Genomic DNA, 20,526 nt, shown 5'->3' with positions numbered 1-20,526 from the left:
AATTCCATCAGGCTCCAACACCGCACGTGACTCATTTCCGTATCATGAAGTGCGCTGCCTACATCGGCTGCCTGACCCTGCTCGGTCTGATATTGTCTGGCCCCGCCCCAGCCGAGCCGACATCAGCCCCCAGTCACATCGTATCCGGACACTGGACGGCGGCCGACGGCTTGCCCGTCGACACCATTTACTCCCTGGCCATCGACCCCGACGGGCAGCTGTGGATCGCCACTCATGATGGGCTGGCACGGTTCGATGGATCCGAATTCACCCATTTCAACGCCGATTCAACCCCGGCAATGCCCGGCAACCGCATTCGCAGAGCGGAAATTGCGGCGGGCAAGCTGATTGTTGCACTCGAGAATGGCGAGTTCGGACAGTTCAGCGACCAGGGTTACATCCGAATCGGCCAGGTCACCCTCGAGAATCTGCATACTGACAACGACGGTCTCTGGTATGCGGAAGGTGAGCAATTGATGCGGTGGGAGCCCGACTCCGGAGCCAGCGCCGTCGCCGCTTTCGACGGACTGGAACTCATCTATCCGGACCCGAATGGTGAACGTTTGTTTCTCAGCTCTGATGCACCAGCAGTACTCGAATTCAAACCTGGCGAGAACCGTACCCGCATCGTTTTCGATGCACTGGAAGATGCCGTACTGGCGCTGGCCACCTGTCCTCGAGGTCAGGTCGGTGTGATCACACGTTCAAGCCTCAAGGTCATTGCTCCGGAGGACAGCCGAGTGGTCGAAACTATCCCGCTTCCGGCTCCGCAGTGGGATAAGCGTTTCCTGACCTGGTCTCCAGAGGGCTGGCTGGCCACCATTGGTGGCCCTCCTCCTCTGGGACGGCTCATGCAGATCAGCTCTCAAGGTGTTGAACCGGTGACATCAGCTCCGCCCGACTTTCACCGCTTCGTTCTGAGTCGGACCGATGAACAGGGGCGAGATTGGCTGAACAAGGGCACACGGCTCTATCGCAACGGCAAACTGATGCACCAGGGCATGCCTGCAATCTTTGACTTTCAGTTTGACCGTTATGGCCAGGTCTGGCTGGGTACCCACGATGGCCTCAAGCGAATCAGCGAACCGGTGATGAAGCCAGCCTGTCCTCAGGGAGGTTGTCTTGGCGACCCGAACACCTACCTGGTCACGGAGCATGACAATGGATTGTTGATCGGCAACCAGTCCGCCTTGTACCACCATGTTCCAGAAGAACAGTCCTGGACCCGATTGCTTCACTTTCACCCCATGGGGGCGATTGCCGACGGTCCCGATCTACTGGTTGGCGGCAATGGCCTATGTCGGCTGCAGTCCGATGGCGAGTGCGCCGGTGGTCGACCGCCACCGGAACCCAACATCAAGATGCTGATGCGCGACCGCACCAATGCCATCTGGATGGGCTCCGACCAGGGACTGTTCAGACGATCGCCGGATGGCAAGTGGAGCGACGAGCCGCTCACGCCCGCCTACGTGCGCTCGGCAGCCGAAATGGATGACGGTCGCCTGGCGTTGGGGACCGTGCATCATGGTGTACTCATGACCAGCATTCACTCATCAGCCGGATCGATGAAAGTGATTGCCGATACGCAGCGCGGGCTTGCCAGTAACTCGGTCCGTAGCCTGCATGTACTGAATGATCAGCGTCTGCTGGTCGGACTGGAGGACCGGGGCATGTGCCTGGTCGATCCCGGCCACGAAGTTGAACGTTGTATTTCCGTCAACGAAGGCCTGCCCCATCACAGTGCCCACCGCATGATCGAAGATGAATTCGGGCGTCTCTGGGTCAATACCAACAACGGGATTTATCTGGTTGATATTCAACACCTGGTGGACTTCTTCGAAGGCCGGGAAAGCGAGTTGATCACCCGACGATTCGATACCCGTGATGGCATGCCCAGCAATGAAGGAAACGGCAATCTTCACCAGGCCGGCACGCGCACGACCGATGGCCGTATCTGGTTCCCCAACCAGCAAGGCGTCGTGGTCATTCACCCCGACCGGGCCCGCACGCTGGAGCATCGCCTGAATGCCTCGATCACTCCCATTGGCCATCCCACAGGCCAGGCGATCAGCCTGCCACCGGAAGCGCGACTGCTCAGGGTCCGACTGAACGCCACGGCCCTCAGAGGGGCGGAATCCGTGCATTATCGCTACCGCCTGGGCAATCAGAACGACTGGACCTTTATTGGCAGTCAACAGGAACTGACCTTTGAGTCACTGGCGCCGGGCATTTATCAGCTCCAGGTTCAGGCGCGCTATAGCGATGGTCAATGGCCCGAGCAGAGGGCTTCACTGACATTCGGTGTCCACCCTCGCCTGTCCGAACGACGTGGCTTCTGGTTGCTGATCACCCTGGCGGGCCTGCTCCTGCTGTGCGGCCTGCTGTGGCGCGAACGCGCCCAGGTCTTCAGATTGGAACGCCAGGTTGGCGAACGCACGGCCGAACTCAGCCATGCCCTGGCCACTGTCAAGGCTCAATCGGCCGACATTCGTCGCACTGCCAATCGACGGCATCAGTTCTTTCTCGCCATCGGCCACGAACTGCGTACTCCCCTGACCCTTGTACTGGGCCCGTTACGCGACCGCTCCGGACCGCCTGGCCAGCAACAGCTCGAACGTATGCGGCAGAGTGCCGAGCAGATGCAGACGCTGATCGATCAGGTTCTGGATCTCGAACAGGTAGAACATGCAAAAACGGGGGACTTTCAGCTTCATCGCCTGTCGGCACTGCTGGTCCGTGCCATGGAAGTCATTGCCCCCATGGCCGAAGCCCGCTCCATCGATGTGGCCGAACACATGGAATCCGTTGAGCCCGATCACTGGGTACGGGCCGACAGCGCAATGCTCGATCGTGCGCTGTTAATCCTGCTCGAAAATGCCATCAAGTACGCAGCAAAGGGCGGCACGGTTCAGCTGGCAGTCAGCATTCTCCCCGACGCTTCGCATGCCGCCATTCATATCGACGATAACGGCCCCGGCATTCCCGAGGACCAACGCGCGGATATCTTCGAACCCTTTATGCGAGGCGACTCCGAGCTTCCCGGCCTGGGCCTGGGCCCGGCGCTGTGCCGACGCATCATCGAACAGCACGAGGGCACCATAACTGTTACCGACAGCGCCCTCGGCGGCGCCCGCTTTACCCTGGAAATCCCCCTGACCACGGCGCCCGCCAAATCACCCGAGCGCAGCCTGCCTGCCGGCACCAGCATATTGGTCGTCGATGACAACCCCGGCATCCGCGCCCATGTCGCCGACATACTCGCCGAACACCATGAAGTGTGCCAGGCCGCCAGTGCCCACGAAGCCGAAAGAATGGCGCGCAGCAACCCGCCGGATGTCATGCTGATCGATGCCTCCATGCCCCAGCTCAACGGCCTTGAGCTACTTCAGAGGTTGCGCAAGGACGAACAGACCGCCGACATCCCCACCATTCTCTTTACCGCGCACGGAAACCGTGACATGGAAGTACGCGCCTTTCGAGCCGGCGCCGACCACTACCTGGAAAAACCCTTCACTGCCGATCAGCTACTGAGTCGCATCGAACGCGTTCTGAGCCGGCAACAAACCCGGCCACCCGCACAGGTTCAACCGGTCACGCGGGTCGAATCGCCGGACGATGCCCCACCGCCAGCGTCGCGGGTGTCCACCTTCATGTCACGCATGGAACAGGCCCTCCACGATCACATCGACGATCCCGAGCTCGACGTCGACCAGCTTGCGACCCTGTGCGGCACCAGCCGCGCCACCATGTACCGCAAGCTCAACGAGCATCGCCAGGCCACACCGGCCGATTTCATCCGCGATTTCCGGCTCAGACGCGCCGCCGAAATGCTCCGCCAGACCGACTCCAGCATATCCGAAATCGCCTTCGCAGTCGGCTTCCGCCGCCAATCCGCTTTTACACGCGCCTTCCGATCCCACTTCAACTGTACCCCCAGCGAGTACCGGAAGACCCACACCAATGCCCGGAAATCGGACAAGGCCTGATTGCCAAAAGAATTCTTTGCACTGAGTTTCCCGATTGGGCCACCATGTGAGCTGGTAAGTAAATGAGGGATTTGATGAGCCGTACTCCGAAGCTGTTGTGGGTGGACTGCACCGCCGCTGCACTCGCAGGGATAGCGGTCGTCGCGCTCAGTGGCTGGCTGAGTCGCCTGCACCTGCTCCCGCAAGAGCTCCTGGTGTTCATCGGCCTGGTCAACCTCCTCTACGGCACTTACTCATTCACACTTGTGAGGCTGGCACGCCGGCCGCTGTTTCTCATCAAGCTTCTGGCTTTTGCCAATGCAGCATGGGCCATCACCTGCCTGGGTCTGGCCACTGCGTTCTGGCACCAGGCCAGCGTATTCGGACTCGCGCATCTGGCAGGTGAGGCGATATTTGTCGGTTGGCTTGCTGCCATGGAATGGAATCAAAGGCACCAACTCGCCAGATCGCCTGACACAATCCCGACGACAATCACGTAGGCTGTAGGTGTATCCATCCATACAGGAAATCGCACCCGACATGCCACTTTCCGGATCTACTGCTTCAGCAACGCTTCGCTCTGCTTCTCTCACCGTCGCTGTCACCACCCTGTTGAGCCTGGGAGCCAGTCTCACGGCGCTTGCCGACCACTGCGCCTGCCTGGAGGCCCATACCGACGAGTCCGCAAGCCTGGTCAGCCATGAGGTCATGCACGCCATGGCAGAACGCTTCGGGCCGGATGACGCCACTTTCCAGCCCCAGTTCGACCCGGACCAGGATTTCGGTGGCCCCTACTCCTTCACCATCGGCCTGGGCCGCTACGAGGAGGACATGAACGGTGTCACCATGACCACCACCTCGATGCTTGCCGTGGCCCTGAACCACATCCGTTCACGCGAGCAGATCGAGTCCGATGAACAGGTGATGCGCGACCTCGACATGGAGCCCGGCGACGATGTCATCGGGGCCATTGCTCGCGCCCCCAGGGGGCCGTTCGGCGAGCCCTACGACTACGAAGAGATCGATGGCCCCGGCGATCTGACGATTCTGCACCAGTCACCCGAAGAATTGCTGATGGTTACCTGCGGCGATGCCCTCATCGAAGTGGCCGTCGGCCTGCACAACCTGCCCGAAGAAACCCCGGACGACGCCCCGGAAGGCCTGACGGCCAGCGAGCAGGACATCATGGTCGCTTTCGCGGAAAAGCTGATCGACCACTGCCCGGCAGACACGGAGTAGCCTTCGCATGCCTTCACCTGAATTGAGTCAGGCCAGCGCGACGCGCTTGAGCCGCAGCGCATTGCCCAGCACGAACAGGCTGGAGGCCGACATGGCCACGGCTGCGAGCATGGGGGAGAGCAGGATGCCGGCGGCAGGGTAGAGAATACCGGCGGCGACCGGGATGAGCGCGGTGTTGTAGGCGAAGGCCCAGAACAGGTTCTGGCGGATGTTTTTCAGCGTGGCCCGTGACAGCGCTATGGCGCGCGGGACGTTGGCCAGGTCGCCGGCCATGAGTACGACCTCGGCGCTTTCGATGGCCACATCCGTGCCGGTGCCGATGGCAATGCCGACATCGGCACGCGCCAGAGCCGGGGCGTCGTTGATGCCGTCGCCGACGAAGGCGACCGGCTGCCCTGCCCGCTCGCGCAAGTCTTGCACGGCACGATCCTTGTCTTCGGGGCTGACTTCGGCCAGTATCTGATCAATACCCAGTTCGGCAGCGACGGCATTGGCGGCGCGCTCATTGTCGCCGGTGATCATGACCACTTCGATACCCTGGCGATGCAGCCAGGTCACGGTATCCGCGGCTTCACTCTTCAATGCATCGCTGACCGCCAGCAAGCCGGCCAATTGGCCTTCGACGGCGATGTATACGGGGGTCCAGCCGCGATCGGCCAGTTCGCCGGCGCGCTCTTCAAGTGCCGCAACATCCACCGAGCGATCCCGCATCAGGCTCTTGCCGCCGATGGCTACTGCCCTGCCCTGCACGCTGGCCTGAACGCCGCGGCCGGTGAAGGTCTCGAAGTTCTCAGCCTCGCCGTACTCGACCTCGCGCTGACTAGCGGCATCGACGATGGCGCGAGCAATGGGATGTTCGGAGCGATGTTCGACGGCGGCGGCCAGGGTGAGCAGTCCCTGCTCGTCGAAATCCCCGGCCGGCACGATGTCTTTTAACTCCGGCTGGCCCTCGGTGAGCGTGCCGGTCTTGTCGAAGGCGACCACGCCGACATCACGAAGCCGCTGCAGGGCATCGCCACGGCGGAACAGGATGCCGGCTTCCGCTCCCTTGCCGGTGCCGACCATGATGGAGGTAGGCGTGGCCAGTCCCATGGCGCAGGGACAGGCGATGATAAGCACGGCCACGGCATTGACCAGGGCCATGGACAGCGCAGCCTCGCCGCCAAACAGCAGCCAGACGATCAATGTCACGAAGGCCACGGCCATGACCGCCGGTACGAAGTACCTCGTCACCCGGTCGACCAGGGCCTGGATGGGCAGCTTGTCGGCCTGGGCCTGTTCAACCAGCGAGATGATCTGCGACAACACCGTGTCGCCACCGGTACGCGTGACTTTGAAACGTATGCTGCCAGCCTGGTTGACCGTGCCGCCAACCACGGCATCGCCGACGCCGCGTCGCACTGGTAACGGCTCGCCGGTGAGCATGGATTCATCGATTTCGGAGGTGCCGTCGATGATCTCGCCATCGACCGGGATCTTCTCGCCCGGACGTACAACGACCACATCGCCGCGTTTGAGCGATTCGACCGGCACTTCTTCTTCCTGGCCGTCGCGCTCGACCCGCGCGGTGTGGGCCTTGAGGTCCAGAAGGCGCCGGATGGCGGCGTTGGTCCGCCCGCGTGCCAGCGCTTCCAGGTAACGCCCGACCAGAATCAGCGTGATGATCACCGCCGAGGCCTCGAAGTACACGTGCGCCGTGCCTTCGGGCAGGATGCCCGGCAGGAAGGTAGCCACCACCGAGTAAGCCCAGGCCGCGCTGGTGCCGAGCATGACCAGCGAGTTCATGTCGGGCGCGCCGCGCAGCAGTGTCGGCAAACCGTGGCGGTAGAACTGCAGCCCGGGCCCGAACTGGACGATGGAGGCCAGCACGAAGAACAGGTAGTACAGGTTCCGCTCGCCGATATTGGCGTGCAGCCAGTGGTGAAAAACGGGGATGAAGTGCGAGCCCATGTCGAGGATGAAGATGGGCAGCGTCAGGGCCGCGGCCAGCAGCATCCGCTTCAAAGCGCCGCGGCGTTCCCTGTCGGCTTCGTCTTCGTCGTCGTGATCGCTCGCCGGACGGGCGTCGTAGCCGGCTCGCTCGACCGCTTCGATCAATCGGGCTTCATCGATCTGCCCCAGGGCCGTGACCAGCGCCTGGTTGGAGGCCAGGTTGACGCTGACGCTCAGCACGCCTTCGATCCGGCCCAGCGCTTGCTCGATGCGATCCACGCAGCTGGCGCAGTGCATGCCGCCTATATCGAACCGGAAGCGGCGCGGCTGGATCGGGTAGCCGGCTTTCTTGAGCATGTCATCGAGGCGTTGAAAGGCTTCGGTCGAGCCGTCCAGGTCCACATGGGCCTGCCGGCTGGCCGGATTGGCCTTGATGTCGGTGATCCCCTCCACGCCATCAAGCGCCGACTCGATCCGGCGTACGCAACCGGCGCAATGCATATCGGGGATGTCGACAATCAGGCGGGTCATGTTATTTCCGGGGGGAGAAACGGGTTTACCACAGAGACACAGAGTTCACAGAGACTGATAAACGAACATCTTTTTTCATCACTCTCTATACTCTGTGCTCTCCGTGCCTCTGTGGTGCAATTCCTTGGATCCTTTCATCCCCGCATGCCGCAGTGCCGCGAGTTATCAGAGATCGCGGCGGGCTACCGGCATGGTCATGCAGCGGCAGCCACCGCCTCCCCTCGACAACTCGGCGCCGTCCATGGTCACGACCAGGCGTTCGCTGTCGCTGATTTCGCGCTCACCGCTCATGATGTCGCGGGCATGGGCGACGTTGAAGCCGGCCTGGCTCAATGCCTCGACGGTATAGCGATTGTGGTCGTAGCCGATGATGCGGCCGGGTCCGAAAGCGAAAAAGTTGGCACCGCTGGCCCACTGCTCGCGTTCCTGGTGAAACGACTCGTCGCCGCCGCAGTTGATCGGTGCCAGATCCAGGCCCAGCGAGGCCAGTGCGGCCAGCACATCGCGAAACTCGCTGATACTTGCTTCGGGGCCGCCATTGAACTTGCACACGAAGGCTCGTGAACGTTGCGCACCGGTGATCAGTGGCGGGTAAACCACGCACTTGTCATGGTCGACCATGGTGAAGATCATGTCCAGGTGGATGGTGGCACGCGTCTTGGGGATTTCCACGACCACGAAGTTGCGGATCGGGCCCCGGGCGGCAATCGAGCGCATCAGCCGGTCGATGCCGGCCGCGGAGGTGCGCTCGCTGTAGCCGATCACGGCCAGGTCCTCGCGCAGAATCAACAAATCCCCACCTTCCAGCGTGACGTCCGTATCGCGGTTGTCCGTACCGTCGAGGTAGAAGCCGGCCGAGTGAATATCCGGGTGGTACTTGAACACCGCCTTGAGCAACAGTGCCTCGGCCACGCGCGCCTGGTAGGCCATGGAACCGATGATGACCCGGTCATTGACGCACATGGCCGCATCGCGGGTAAAGAAGGCATTGGGCAGCGGCGGGATGGCATAGCGCGACGGGCTGAGATACTTTTCAAGGCTGACCGGCTTCTTGGGCGTGCCCTCGATGAGCTGCGCAGCCAGCGTCTTGGACGGCATGTCCACCAGTTGATCGTAGACCTCGGGGCAGTTGAACAGGTCGACCAGCGACTCGACCAGTGCACGCCGCACCTTGTCGTTGTCCAGCACCTCGGTGAGCAGGTCGGTAAACTCGACCACGTTGGCCACCTTGCCCAGCACCCCACGGAGCTGGCGGTGCTCGCGGTCGGCCAGGTCCAGCGTGAGGATATCGTCGTAGAGCACCTCGGCGGCCATGTCCGGGGTCATGTTCTCCATTTCCTGGCCGGGGGAGTGAATGACGACAGCCTCGAGCGGACCGATTTCGGAATTGACTCTGATATCGATAGACATGTTGAACCTGTTTTCTGGTTTGGTGTGCCGGACAGGCAGGGTGAAGCGAATGGGAGACGATTATACCTGCCGGGCCCTCGTGTGACCCTCCGGTGTTGCAGTCGATCTCCCATCCTGAGACTATTCAGCGTTCACATTCGTCTTGAGCCATCATGACCGACAACACGCACCCGACCGGTGAGGAACCCCTGCAGATCCCCGCGATCTCGCGCTCGCAAATGCTCTGGATTGCCGCCGCCCTGCTGGTCGCGGGCTGGTTGGTGTGGCTGCTCGCCCCCGTACTCACGCCTTTCTTCCTGAGTGCCCTGCTGGCCTACATGGCCGACCCCGTGGTCAACCGGCTGGAACGCTGGAAGATGCGGCGCGATGTCGCGGTATCGCTGGTGTTTCTCGTCGTGATCTCGATCCTTGTGGTGGCGATGCTGATCATCGTGCCGCTACTGGTGCGCGAAACCATCGACCTGTTCGAACGCCTGCCGGGTTACTTCCAGACCCTGCAGGAGACCGTACTGCCCTGGATCGAGGAACAGCTCGATGTCGAGCTGGGCATCGAGACATTCGATGCAGCCAGGGCGCGTGAGCTCATCCAGGAACACTTGCAGAACATTGCCGGGGCGGCCGGTACCCTGCTGACCTACATCACCGAGTCCGGTGGCCGATTCGTCATCTGGATCACCGGCATGGTGCTGGTGCCACTGGTCACTTTCTACCTGATGCGCGACTGGCACAAACTGCTCGACAGCCTGCGCGACATGCTGCCTCGCAACATTGAACCCGTCGCGGTCCGGCTCACTCGCGACTGCGACGAGGCCCTGGGCGGCTTCCTGCGCGGGCAACTCATGGTGATGATCAGCCTCGGCATCATTTACAGCATCGGACTGCTGATCGTCGGCCTCAATAACGCCATCGCCATCGGCATGATTGCCGGACTGGTCAGTTTCGTACCCTACCTGGGTGCCATCATCGGCATCCTGCTGGCCGGTGTCACCGCCGTCATACAGAATTTCGACTTCTGGTTCCTGCTGTCGGTCGCCGTCGTGTTTACCGTCGGCCAGCTCATCGAAAGCTTTCTGCTCACCCCCAAGCTGGTCGGCGATCGCATCGGCCTGCACCCGGTCCTGGTAATCTTTACCGTCATGGCCGGGGCGCATCTGTTCGGGTTCATCGGTATCTTGCTGGCCCTGCCGGTGGCGGCTGCCGGTACGGTGCTGGTGCGCTTCTTCTACCGCAACTACAAGCTCAGCTCGGTCTACGAACAACCTGAACGTTGATGCCGGTCAATACAATGCCTTCGAGCTGCACGGACAATGACAGCAATTGACCCCACCACAGGAAGAACCCGATGAACGATACCTCGGCACGTGAGCGATTCATCGCCAGCACCAAGGAACGTCTCGACCAGCTCAATGCGGAAATCGACAAGCTGGAAGCGCGCGCCGACGAGGTACGCGCCGAATCGCGCAGGAAGCTGGACGCACAACGCGAGGAAATGCAGCAGCGCCGCGACGAACTGGAAAAGAAGCTACGCGAAGTTCGCGCCGCCAGCGAGGCGCAATTCGACAAGCTCAAGCTGGAAGCCGAACATGCCTGGAAGGCCTTCAGGAACTCGGTGAACTACTTCCGCTCGCACTTCAAGTAGAGTGCAAAGTGCAAGGCTCGGGGGGCACCCGGGAGCCTGGGAGCATTTCCGGCAATACCTGCACCCGGCAGCAGGTCAAAGTGGTGCCCGGGGCCGGACTCGAACCGGCACGGAGTTTCCTCCGAGGGATTTTAAGTCCCTTGCGTCTACCCATTTCGCCACCCGGGCGCACCGCGCTCACATGATAAACGATCAGCCGCTGGCGCCTGCAGTAGGAAAACGATGCAAGAGTCCGGGAATTGAAATGGAGGCCAGGCCCGGAATCGAACCGAGGTAAACGGCTTTGCAGGCCGCTGCATAACCACTCTGCCACCTGGCCCCGAGGTACGGGGTTGCGACGCTACGGAAACCCGCAGGCCGTCGCCGGAGATTGTAACCGAATCGGCCCCATGTGTCGTGACCCGGAAACAAGAAGGGCCCGGAATCCGACCGGGCCCTCCTCAGGTATTCTTGGAGCGGGAAACCGGACTCGAACCGGCGACCCCAACCTTGGCAAGGTTGTGCTCTACCAACTGAGCTATTCCCGCTTAAGAAGGCGATCATTCTAATCGCGGATTCCGATCTGTCAAGCCCCGGCTGAACAATTATTCCGCTTCGCCGCAGCATCGCTCGGAACGACGGCCATTATACCCGAATCCGAAGCCCTTTCGCACCCGCCGCCCTCTCCCGTCTCCCGTCTTCCATCTAACCCTCTTCCGCAATTCGGGCTTTGCATCACGGGCCAGAAGTGTCAAAATAACGCGGTTTTAACCGAGCTCAAGGATATACATGGCCAAGGACGATCATATCGAGATGGAAGGCCGGGTGCTGGAAACCCTGCCCAATACCATGTTCCGGGTGGAACTGGACAATGGACACGTCATCACCGCGCACATTTCCGGGCGCATGCGCAAGCATTACATCCGGATCCTCACCGGCGACCGCGTGCGGGTGGAAATGACCCCTTACGACCTTACCAAGGGTCGGATTACCTACCGCATGAAATAGTTCGCTATGCGGCCGGGCCGCCTACTCGGCCAGCGGTGCGGTGCTGGCACTGCGGCAATCCAGTTCCAGCCCGGTTCCGTCATCCTTCAGCGTCACTCGCACGTCGCCACCTTCTGAGAGAGTTCCGAACAGGAGCTCGTCGGCCAGTGGGCGCTTGATGTGCTGCTGGATCACTCGCTTCATCGGGCGGGCTCCCATCTTCTCGTCGAAGCCATGCTCGGCCAGCCACTGGCGGGCCTCGGTCGAGACTTCCACGTTGACCCCCTTGTCGGCCAACTGGTTTTCCAGTTCCATCAGGAACTTGTCGACCACTCGCATGACCACGTCGAGCTCCAGCGGACGGAACTGTATGATGGCATCGAGGCGGTTGCGGAACTCCGGTGTGAACTGCTTGCGGATGGCTTCCATGCCATCGCTGGTGTTGTCGGCCTGAACGAAGCCGATGCCGCGCCGGCTCATGAGCTGGGCACCGGCATTGGTCGTCATGACCAGGATGACGTTGCGGAAATCCGCACTGCGACCATTAGCGTCGGTCAGCTTGCCATGGTCCATGATCTGCAGCAGCAGGTTGTAGACGTCCGGATGTGCCTTTTCGATTTCATCGAGCAGCAAAACGGCGTGAGGGTTCTGGGTGACTGCCTCGGTCAGCAGCCCGCCGCGGTCGAATCCCACGTATCCGGGCGGCGCGCCCACCAGGCGCGAGACGCTGTGAGATTCCATGTATTCGGACATGTCGAAGCGGGTCAGCTCGATGCCCATCGTCATGGCCAACTGCCGGGTCACTTCGGTCTTGCCCACCCCCGTGGGGCCGGCAAACAGGAAGCTGCCGATCGGGCGCTCGATATCGGCCAGGCCCGAGCGCGACATCTTGATGGCCGACGCCAGGGTGGAAATGGCTTCATCCTGCCCGAACACCACCATTTTCAGATCGCGCTCCAGGGTCTGGAGGGCATCGCGATCCGAGCGCGAGACCTGGCGCGGTGGGATCCGAGCCATCTTGGCGATGACTTCCTCGATCTCCACGATGCCGATCTCCTCGACACGCTCGTCCTGCGGCTTGAGCCGTTCGCGGGCTCCGGCCTCGTCGATCACGTCGATGGCCTTGTCGGGCAGGTGCCGATCGTTGATGTGCCGCGCCGACAGCGTGGCGGCCGCTTCCAGTGCATCGGCGGTGTAGCTCACGCCATGGTGATCCTCGAAGCGATGCTTGAGGCCGTTGAGGATCTCGATGGTTTCAGCCACCGACGGCTCGACGATGTCGATCTTCTGAAAACGCCGCGCCAAGGCCCGGTCCTTCTCGAAGACCCCGCGGTACTCCTCGAAGGTGGTCGAGCCAATGCAGCGCAGGTCACCGTTGGCCAGCACCGGCTTGATCAGATTGGAGGCATCCATGACACCGCCCGAAGCGGCCCCGGCGCCGATGATGGTGTGAATCTCGTCGATGAACAAAACGGCCTTGTTGCGGGCCTTGAGTTCGGCCAGCACGGCCTTGAGTCGTTTCTCGAAATCGCCCCGGTACTTCGTGCCGGCCAGCAGCGCGCCCAGGTCCAGGGCCCAGATTTCGGCATCGTCAAGCACTTCGGGTACTTCGCCGCGCACGATGCGCAGGGCCAGACCCTCGGCCAGGGCGGTCTTGCCGACGCCCGACTCCCCGACATACAGCGGGTTGTTCTTGCGCCGGCGGCACAGAATCTGGATGGTGCGCTCGACTTCCAGTGCACGCCCGATCAGCGGGTCGATGCGGTCGGCGCGGGCACGCTCATTGAGATTGGTGGCGTAGGCGGCCAGGGCCGATTTTTCTTCCTCGGCGCCCTGCCCGGCCTCGGCGGCGGCCTCGCTTCCGGCTACATCGGCCTCGCCCTGGTCAGACTTGGCAATGCCATGCGACAGGAAATTGACCACATCGAGTCGCGCCAGGTCCTGCTTGCCCAGCAGGTAGACGGCGTGCGAGTCTTTCTCCCCGAAAATGGCCACCAGCACGTTGGCACCCAGCACTTCCTTGCGCTCGGCCGATTGCACGTGATAGAGCGCGCGCTGCAATACGCGCTGAAAGCCGATCGTGGGCTGGGTGTCGCGCTGATCGCCTTCCGACAGCACCGGCACTGATTCCGAAAGCACCTGATCAAGCTCGTTGGCCAGATGCTGAACGTCGACACTACAAGCGGTCAGCACTTCGACGGCCGAGTCGTTGTCGAGCAGGGCCAGAAGCAGATGCTCGACAGTGAGAAATTCATGTCGCCGCGAGCGTGCCGTGTGGTAGGCCTGCGAGATGGAGAGTTCGAGTTCCTTGCTGAACATGGCGGCGATCCTGCTGGTGGTACTGACGGACGAGTTGCTAGCCTCTGAGACCAGAATACACCGTGATGATTCCGGTTTGCATCAAGATTGCCCCCGAAGACACTCAGGAATCGGCTTCCTCGAGCGTCGATTGCAGGGGGTGCTGGTGCTCACGGGCATATTCGTTGACCATGACCACCTTGGTTTCGGCGATTTCGAAAGTGTAGACGCCGGCCACACCGCGTCCACGAGTGTGAACATGCAGCATGACGCTGGTCGCCTTGTCGTGTGACAGACCGAAAAAGCGCTGGAGCACGTCGACTACGAACTCCATGGGGGTGTAATCGTCGTTAAGGATCACGACCTTGTACAGCGGCGGTTTGCGAACCCTGGGCCGCGCTTCCTGCAGCGCCAGACCATCGCCGGTGTGACCTGAATCGCTTTCTTTCTCGCTCATGGACTGCCGCAGCATGACTCAATTCAATCGATATCATACTGCGGCAGCCTCAAGCGGTTTTCAAGTCGGATCAGCCGCCCGCGGAACGTTCGAACTGCTCTTCCTCGGTCGAGCCTGACAGGGCTCCCAGCGAGGAGTCTCGGCCGCTGATGGCCTGGGTGAGTTCGTCGAAGTAGCCCGTTCCGACCTCGCGCTGGTGACGGGTCGCCGTGTAACCCTGCGACTCGGCAGCAAACTCCGCCTCCTGAAGCTCGACGTAGGCCGACATCTGCCGGTCACGATAGCCCCGGGCAAGCTGGAACATGGAATGATTGAGGGCATGAAAACCGGCCAGGGTGATGAACTGGAATTTGTAGCCCATGGCCCCCAGCTCGCGCTGGAAGCTGGCGATCTCCGCGTCCGACAGGTTTTTCTTCCAGTTGAAGCTTGGCGAACAGTTGTAGGCCAGCATCTTGCCCGGATACTCGGCCCGTATCGCCTCGGCGAAGCGCCGGGCCTCGTCGAGGCTGGGCGTCGAGGTCTCGCACCACAGCAGGTCGGCATACGGTGCATAGGCCAGCCCGCGGGCTATGGCCTGATCAAGACTGGCGTTGACCCGATAGAATCCTTCGGACGTGCGCTCACCATTCAGGAACGGCTCGTCGGCCGGGTCGATATCGGAGGTCAGCAGGTTGGCGCCCATGGCGTCGGTGCGGGCCACGATGATGGTTGGCACGTTGCAGATATCGGCGGCCAGGCGAGCAGCCACCAGTTTCTGGACGGCCTCGCGCGTCGGCACCAGGACCTTGCCCCCCATGTGACCACACTTCTTGGCCGAGGCCAGCTGGTCTTCGAAATGCACGCCGGCGGCACCGGCCTCGATCATGGCCTTCATCAGTTCATGCGCGTTGAGAACGCCACCGAATCCGGCCTCGGCGTCGGCCACAATGGGTGCGAACCAGTCAATCTCGCCCTTGCCTTCCGAGCTCTGGATCTGATCGGCGCGCAAGAAAGTGTTGTTGATGCGCTTGATCACCGCCGGCACCGAATCGGCCGGGTAAAGCGACTGGTCGGGGTACATCTGACCGGCCAGGTTGGCGTCGGCGGCCACCTGCCAGCCCGACAGGTAGATGGCCTTGAGCCCGGCACGAACCTGCTGCATGGCCTGGTTGCCGGTCAGCGCGCCAAGAGCATTGACGAAGTCATCTTCGTTGAGCCGCTTCCACAGCTTTTCGGCACCCATGCGCGCCAGGGTATGTTCGATGGTGATACTGCCGCGAAGGCGAACAACCTCGGCGGCATCGTAGGGCCGCTCCACTCCTTTCCAGCGCGGGTTCTCCAGCCAGTCGGTTTCCAGTTCGATAATCGGCTTGACGTCCTTGTTCATGATAATGCTCCGGTGGGGATTTCAGTCCAGGCGCTGGTAACCCGGCAGGGTGAGAAACTCGATGAATTGATCACTGGCAGTGACTTCCGAAAGCAGGTCGGCTGCCGCCTGGTAGTGACCGCCGTCAAATGCCTCGTCGCCGATATCGGCTCGGATGCGCTCGACTTCCTCGGATTGGCAACGCGCGATCAGCTCAAGGTCGATATTGCGCCCGTCTTCCAGCACGCCACGATCGTGACGCGCCCACTGCCAGAGTTGGGCACGGGCAATTTCGGCGGTGGCGGCGTCCTCCATCAGGTGGTTGATGGGCACACAGCCCTGCCCGGCCAGCCACGCGGCCATGTAGCGAATGGCGACGTTGATGTTTCCGCGCAGCCCGGCCTCGGTAATCGTGCCCTTGCACGGTGCAACCAGCTCGCTGGCCGTCACCGACACATCCTCTCTGAGGCGATGAAGCTGGTTGGGCCGATCGCCCAGGTGGCGATCGAAAATCTCCATGGCCACCGGAATCAGTCCCGGATGGGCCACCCAGGTGCCGTCATGCCCGTCACCGGCCTCTCGTTCCTTGTCTTCGCGCACCTTGGTCAATGCCGCCTGGTTGGCTTCATCGTCATTCTTGATCGGGATCTGTGCGGCCATGCCGCCCATGGCAAACGCGCCACGACGATGGCAGGTTTGAATGAGCAACTGAGAGTAGGCACGCAGGAAGGGTACGGTCATGCCCACCTGTGCACGGTCCGGAAGCACTTTGTCAGAATGTGCTTTGAAACGTTTGATATAGCTGAAAATATAGTCCCACCGCCCGCAATTCAGGCCGACGATTCGGCTCTTGAGTGCATGCAGGATCTCGTCCATCTCGAACACGGCGGTAATGGTCTCGATCAGCACGGTGACCTTGATCGTGCCAGGTGAGAGCTCGAGCGCACGCTCGACCCGGGTCAGCACGCGCTCCCACAACTCGGCCTCGTGACGATTCTCCAGCTTGGGCAGGTAGAGGTACGGCCCACTGCCCTGACTGATCAGCGCCCGGGCATTGTTGTAGAGGTAGACCACGGCATCGAACAGGCCGCCCGGGATGGGCCGCCCATCCACCTCCACGTGCTTTTCGTCCAGGTGCCAGCCGCGGGGGCGGACGATGAGCACGGCCGGATCCTTCTCCAGACGGTAGGACTTGCCGTTCGGGGCCGTGAAATCGATGCTGCGACGCACTGCATCGTGCAGATTGACCTGGCCGTCGATCATGTTGGCCCAGGTCGGCGTCGAGGAGTCTTCGAAATCGGCCATGAACACCTTGGCACCCGAATTGAGCGCGTTGATGATCATCTTGCGGTCCACCGGGCCGGTGATCTCGACTCGCCGATCGCGCAGATCCTCGGGAATGGGCGCGACCTTCCAGTTGCCCTCGCGAATCTCGCGTGTTTCCGATGGAAAATCCGGCAGCTCACCAGCATCAAAGCCGCGTTGCCGCGCTTCCCTGGCCACGAGCAGCCGATCAACCTCGCCACGGTAGCGCCGTGACAACGAGGCCAGCAGGCGCCGCAGCTCATTGGGAAAGAGATGACTCGCCCCTTCGGGCAGACCGGCGACAAACTCCGCCCGGTCGTCGCCGATCAGATTGTCGTTGGGATACTGCTGAGATGAATAGTTCATCGTCCATCCGCTTGGTGTTGGATGATCCAAGCCTAGGGGCGATGGCAGTATTTGGCAAATTAAATGTTTTGATCTAAAGTATTGGTTACGCCAATACTTTAGATGGTGAAAGGTGTAAAGGTAAAAGGTGAAAGGATGAAACCAGGCGGAGTTGCTCCTGTCACCTGTCACCTGTCACCTGTCACCTGTCACCTGTCACCTGTCACCTGTCACCTGTCACCTGTCACCTGTCACCTGTCACCTGTCACCTGTCACCTGTCACCTGTCACCTGTCACCTGTCACCGTTCACCTTTCAGAATGTACAAAGGCAACCTCCTCAAACACCTGCGCGCTTTCATCCAGACTGCTCGGACCGGCAGTGTTTCGGCGGCTGCGGAGAATCTGTATCTCAGTCAGCCGTCGGTCAGTCAGCAGATTCGCGCCCTGGAGGAAGAGCTTGGGCGTCCGCTGTTCGAGCGGCACGGCCCACGGGTGCAGCTCACGCCGGCGGGCAAGGCGCTGTTGGAAATGGCCCGCCCGCTGGTGGCCCGCATCGACGCCCTGCCCGATGAATTCCAGCGGCGCTACGGCTCGCTGGACAGTGGCGAGCTGAGAATCGCGGCCGGGGAATCCACGATTCTGCACCTGCTGCCTTCTCTGATGATGCGCTTCCGGCGCAAGCATCCGGGCATTTTCGTGCATCTTTACAATGTCACCGGCGCCGACGGGATGGGCATGCTGCGCTCCGACGAGGTCGATTTCGCGGTCGGCTCGATGCTGGATGTTCCCGCCGACATCGACTATGAGCCGATCTGGCATTTCAATCCCGCCCTGATCATGAGCCGCGATCACCCCCTGGCACGACGGCGCAAGGTCGGCCTGGCCGATATCAGTCCACACGGGCTGATTCTTCCACCACGACGCCTGAGTACCTATCAGTTGGTGGACATGGTCTTCCAGCAACACAATCTGCCCTTCCGGGTGGCGCTGGAGGTGGGCGGCTGGGAGGTCATCAAGAAATATGTCGCCATCGGCATGGGTGTTTCCATCGTCACCAGCATCTGCCTGACCGACACTGATCGACGCAACCTGGCGGTCAGGGACATGAGCGAGTTCTTCCCGCAGCGCTCCTATGGTGTGGTGATTCGTCGCGGCGCCTACCTGTCACCACAGGCGGAGCGATTTATCGACCTGATGAGCCCCGAACTGTTCGAGGGGTGATCTGAGCCGCCGGCCCCGCTTTCGGTTACCCTCGCAATCGGTCACGGCAAACCCCATATGCAGGCACATGAGTGATCTGATCATGGTAGCGATGTCCGGCGGCGTGGATTCCTCCACGGTCGCCTGGCTGCTCAAGCAGCAGGGCCGGCCGATTGCGGGCATGTTCATGAAAAACTGGGAAGAGGAGGATGCCGACTCCGGCTGTACCGCCGAGGACGATGCCGCGGATGCAAGGCGTGTCTGCGAGATCCTGGGGATTCCCTTTCATGGTCGCAATTTCGCCGTCGAGTACTGGGAAGAGGTGTTCGAACAGTTTCTGGCCGAGCTCAAGGCCGGGCGCACACCCAATCCGGACGTGCTTTGCAACCGCGAGATCAAGTTCCGGACCTTTGTCGAACATGCCCGCGACCTGGGTGCTGAACTGATTGCCACGGGGCACTACGCCCGTCGCCGCGACAATCCCGATGGCAGTGTTTCGCTGCTCAAGGGGGTGGATGGGGGCAAGGATCAGAGCTATTTCCTGTACGCGCTCGACCAGGAGCAGCTGGCCTGCGCCCTGTTTCCGCTCGGCGAGCTGGAGAAAAGCGAAGTGCGCCGGCTGGCGACCGAGGCCGACCTGCCGGTGGCCGACAAAAAGGATTCCACCGGCATCTGCTTTATCGGCGAACGCAATTTCGATGCCTTCATCGACCGCTACCTCGATGCCGAGCCCGGCGAGATCCGCACGCCGGACGGCGAGCTCATCGGCACCCATCAGGGATTGATTCATTACACGCTGGGTCAGCGCAAGGGTCTCAATATCGGCGGGTTGAAGAATCATCCCGAGGCGCCCTGGTATGTGGCACACAAGGATCTGGCCAACAATGTACTCTACGCCGTGCAACAGACCGATCACCCATTGCTGATGGCCACCGAGCTTGCGGCCGGCTCGCTGACCTGGATTCGGCGAACTCCCGAGGCTGGCGAAAGAATGGCCGCCAAGATACGATACCGCCAGCCCGACCAGGGCTGCCGCATTGCACGAATTGACGAACACCGGCTGCTACTGGAATTCGACCGTCCCCAGCGCGCGGTCACGCCCGGTCAGGCCGTGGTGCTTTATGACGGTGATGAATGCCTTGGAGGCGGCACCATCGAGTCGTCCAATGCGCCGCTGCCGCCAGCCATGCAGAGCCATCAAAACGAGGAACCCGTTTCGGCATGAGAGACAAGACCATTGCCTTTGCCGGCATGATGCAGGCCAGTGAGCTGGTCCACCAGATCGCCACTTCCGGACAGTGCAGCCAACAAGCCGCGCGCGCCAGCATTGGCAGTATCTTCAGCCGCAACCCGGAAAGCACCGAGGCCGTGTACGGCGGCCTGGGCGGTGTTCGCATGGGCCTGCGGGTGATGATCGAAATTTTCAGCGCCGGTCATGGCCAGGATGGCCTGCAGGCGCTCAATTACAGCCTTGGACTGGCCAAGCTGGGTACCAAGATCGAGCGCGACAGCAAGCGCCTGAACGCACTGGGCGAGGATCTGGACCTGGTCGAACGGGCCTGGAACGATGCCGACGACGAGCTCGACGACAGCCTGATCTCGCAGCTCGCTGACATCTATCAGCGCCACGTCTCCACCATGGACTTCCGACTCTCGATCAGTGGTCGGCCGGAGTACCTGAAGCAGACCGACAAGGTATCGCGGGTTCGAGCGCTGCTGCTGGCCGGTCTGCGCTCCGCCTTTCTCTGGCGACAGGTGGGCGGCCGGTCGTGGCGGTTGGTTTTTCACCGCCGCGGCATGCTGGAACAAGCGCAGGCTTTGCTGACCAACTGAGCCACCGCTTCCAAAAACCGGATTGCGGACCCTTCGTGCATGGTAAAATAAAGGGCTGGC

Annotated in this window: 15 protein-coding genes and 3 tRNA genes; 9 read left to right on the top strand and 9 right to left on the bottom strand. The window is 61.5% G+C overall.

Going from position 1 to position 20,526, the window contains the following annotated elements; translation table 11 throughout:
* The first annotated feature begins 44 nt into the window (after positions 1-44).
* From IC757_RS07285 to IC757_RS07275, 3 genes are all read left to right on the top strand, one after another.
* Positions 45-3,986, top strand: coding sequence for a response regulator (locus IC757_RS07285; protein ID WP_190976675.1), 3,942 nt, complete (start codon positions 45-47; stop codon positions 3,984-3,986).
* Between the two features lie 74 nt (positions 3,987-4,060).
* Complete coding sequence (locus IC757_RS07280; RefSeq protein ID WP_190976674.1) at positions 4,061-4,465, top strand: hypothetical protein; 405 nt, start codon at positions 4,061-4,063, stop codon at positions 4,463-4,465.
* Positions 4,466-4,505: 40 nt separating this feature from the next.
* Entirely contained in the window at positions 4,506-5,204 is a 699-nt protein-coding gene (locus tag IC757_RS07275; protein ID WP_190976673.1) for a hypothetical protein, read from the top strand.
* A gap of 27 nt (positions 5,205-5,231) precedes the next feature.
* Here the strand turns inward: IC757_RS07275 and IC757_RS07270 are convergent, their stop codons facing one another.
* Together IC757_RS07270 and IC757_RS07265 are read right to left on the bottom strand one after the other, a co-directional pair.
* A complete protein-coding gene (locus IC757_RS07270; RefSeq protein WP_223846294.1) occupies positions 5,232-7,667 on the bottom strand; it encodes a heavy metal translocating P-type ATPase in 2,436 nt (811 codons plus the stop codon).
* Between the two features lie 165 nt (positions 7,668-7,832).
* Positions 7,833-9,077 (bottom strand): arginine deiminase family protein, encoded by a 1,245-nt coding sequence (locus IC757_RS07265; RefSeq protein WP_190976672.1) that lies wholly within the window; start codon positions 9,075-9,077, stop codon positions 7,833-7,835.
* Positions 9,078-9,229: 152 nt separating this feature from the next.
* On the opposite strand from IC757_RS07265, the gene IC757_RS07260 reads away from it, so the two are divergent.
* Positions 9,230-10,348, top strand: a complete 1,119-nt coding sequence (locus IC757_RS07260; RefSeq protein ID WP_223846293.1) for an AI-2E family transporter — start codon at positions 9,230-9,232, stop codon at positions 10,346-10,348.
* A gap of 71 nt (positions 10,349-10,419) precedes the next feature.
* Positions 10,420-10,716 (top strand): hypothetical protein, encoded by a 297-nt coding sequence (locus IC757_RS07255; RefSeq protein ID WP_190976671.1) that lies wholly within the window; start codon positions 10,420-10,422, stop codon positions 10,714-10,716.
* A gap of 81 nt (positions 10,717-10,797) precedes the next feature.
* Here IC757_RS07255 and IC757_RS07250 read toward each other — a convergent pair.
* The 3 genes from IC757_RS07250 to IC757_RS07240 form a co-directional block, all read right to left on the bottom strand.
* Positions 10,798-10,884: transfer RNA gene (locus IC757_RS07250), tRNA-Leu, on the bottom strand.
* A 77-nt stretch (positions 10,885-10,961) separates the two neighbouring features.
* Positions 10,962-11,035: transfer RNA gene (locus tag IC757_RS07245), tRNA-Cys, on the bottom strand.
* 132 nt (positions 11,036-11,167) lie between these two features.
* Positions 11,168-11,243, bottom strand: a tRNA-Gly gene (locus IC757_RS07240).
* Between the two features lie 241 nt (positions 11,244-11,484).
* Between IC757_RS07240 and infA the strand changes: the two genes are divergently transcribed.
* Positions 11,485-11,703, top strand: a complete 219-nt coding sequence (infA, locus tag IC757_RS07235) for a translation initiation factor IF-1 (protein WP_190976670.1) — start codon at positions 11,485-11,487, stop codon at positions 11,701-11,703.
* A gap of 21 nt (positions 11,704-11,724) precedes the next feature.
* Here infA and clpA read toward each other — a convergent pair whose 3' ends face one another.
* From clpA to aceB, 4 genes are all read right to left on the bottom strand, one after another.
* A complete protein-coding gene (gene clpA, locus IC757_RS07230; protein WP_190976669.1) occupies positions 11,725-14,001 on the bottom strand; it encodes an ATP-dependent Clp protease ATP-binding subunit ClpA in 2,277 nt (758 codons plus the stop codon).
* Between the two features lie 103 nt (positions 14,002-14,104).
* The gene (clpS, locus tag IC757_RS07225; RefSeq protein WP_223846292.1) at positions 14,105-14,452 is read right to left on the bottom strand and encodes an ATP-dependent Clp protease adapter ClpS; all 348 of its coding nucleotides are present in this window, start codon (positions 14,450-14,452) and stop codon (positions 14,105-14,107) included.
* A gap of 55 nt (positions 14,453-14,507) precedes the next feature.
* Complete coding sequence (gene aceA / locus IC757_RS07220) at positions 14,508-15,803, bottom strand: isocitrate lyase (RefSeq protein ID WP_190976668.1); 1,296 nt, start codon at positions 15,801-15,803, stop codon at positions 14,508-14,510.
* 21 nt (positions 15,804-15,824) lie between these two features.
* Positions 15,825-17,453, bottom strand: a complete 1,629-nt coding sequence (aceB, locus tag IC757_RS07215; protein WP_190976667.1) for a malate synthase A — start codon at positions 17,451-17,453, stop codon at positions 15,825-15,827.
* Positions 17,454-17,751: 298 nt separating this feature from the next.
* Here aceB and IC757_RS07210 point away from each other — a divergent pair, with 298 nt between their 5' ends.
* From IC757_RS07210 to hflD, 3 genes are all read left to right on the top strand, one after another.
* Positions 17,752-18,654, top strand: coding sequence for a LysR family transcriptional regulator (locus IC757_RS07210; RefSeq protein WP_190976666.1), 903 nt, complete (start codon positions 17,752-17,754; stop codon positions 18,652-18,654).
* A 67-nt stretch (positions 18,655-18,721) separates the two neighbouring features.
* Positions 18,722-19,858 carry a tRNA 2-thiouridine(34) synthase MnmA gene (gene mnmA / locus IC757_RS07205; RefSeq protein ID WP_190976665.1) on the top strand — a complete coding sequence of 379 codons (1,137 nt, stop codon included), beginning with the start codon at positions 18,722-18,724 and terminating at the stop codon, positions 19,856-19,858.
* Positions 19,855-20,466: a high frequency lysogenization protein HflD gene (hflD, locus tag IC757_RS07200; protein ID WP_190976664.1), complete on the top strand. Its 612-nt coding sequence runs from the start codon at positions 19,855-19,857 to the stop codon at positions 20,464-20,466. The genes mnmA and hflD overlap by 4 nt, the downstream gene beginning before the upstream one ends.
* Positions 20,467-20,526 lie beyond the last annotated feature (60 nt).

Source organism: Wenzhouxiangella sp. AB-CW3 (assembly GCF_014725735.1).
Lineage (GTDB): Bacteria > Pseudomonadota > Gammaproteobacteria > Xanthomonadales > Wenzhouxiangellaceae > Wenzhouxiangella.
This window is presented reverse-complemented; position numbering and strand designations above follow the sequence as displayed.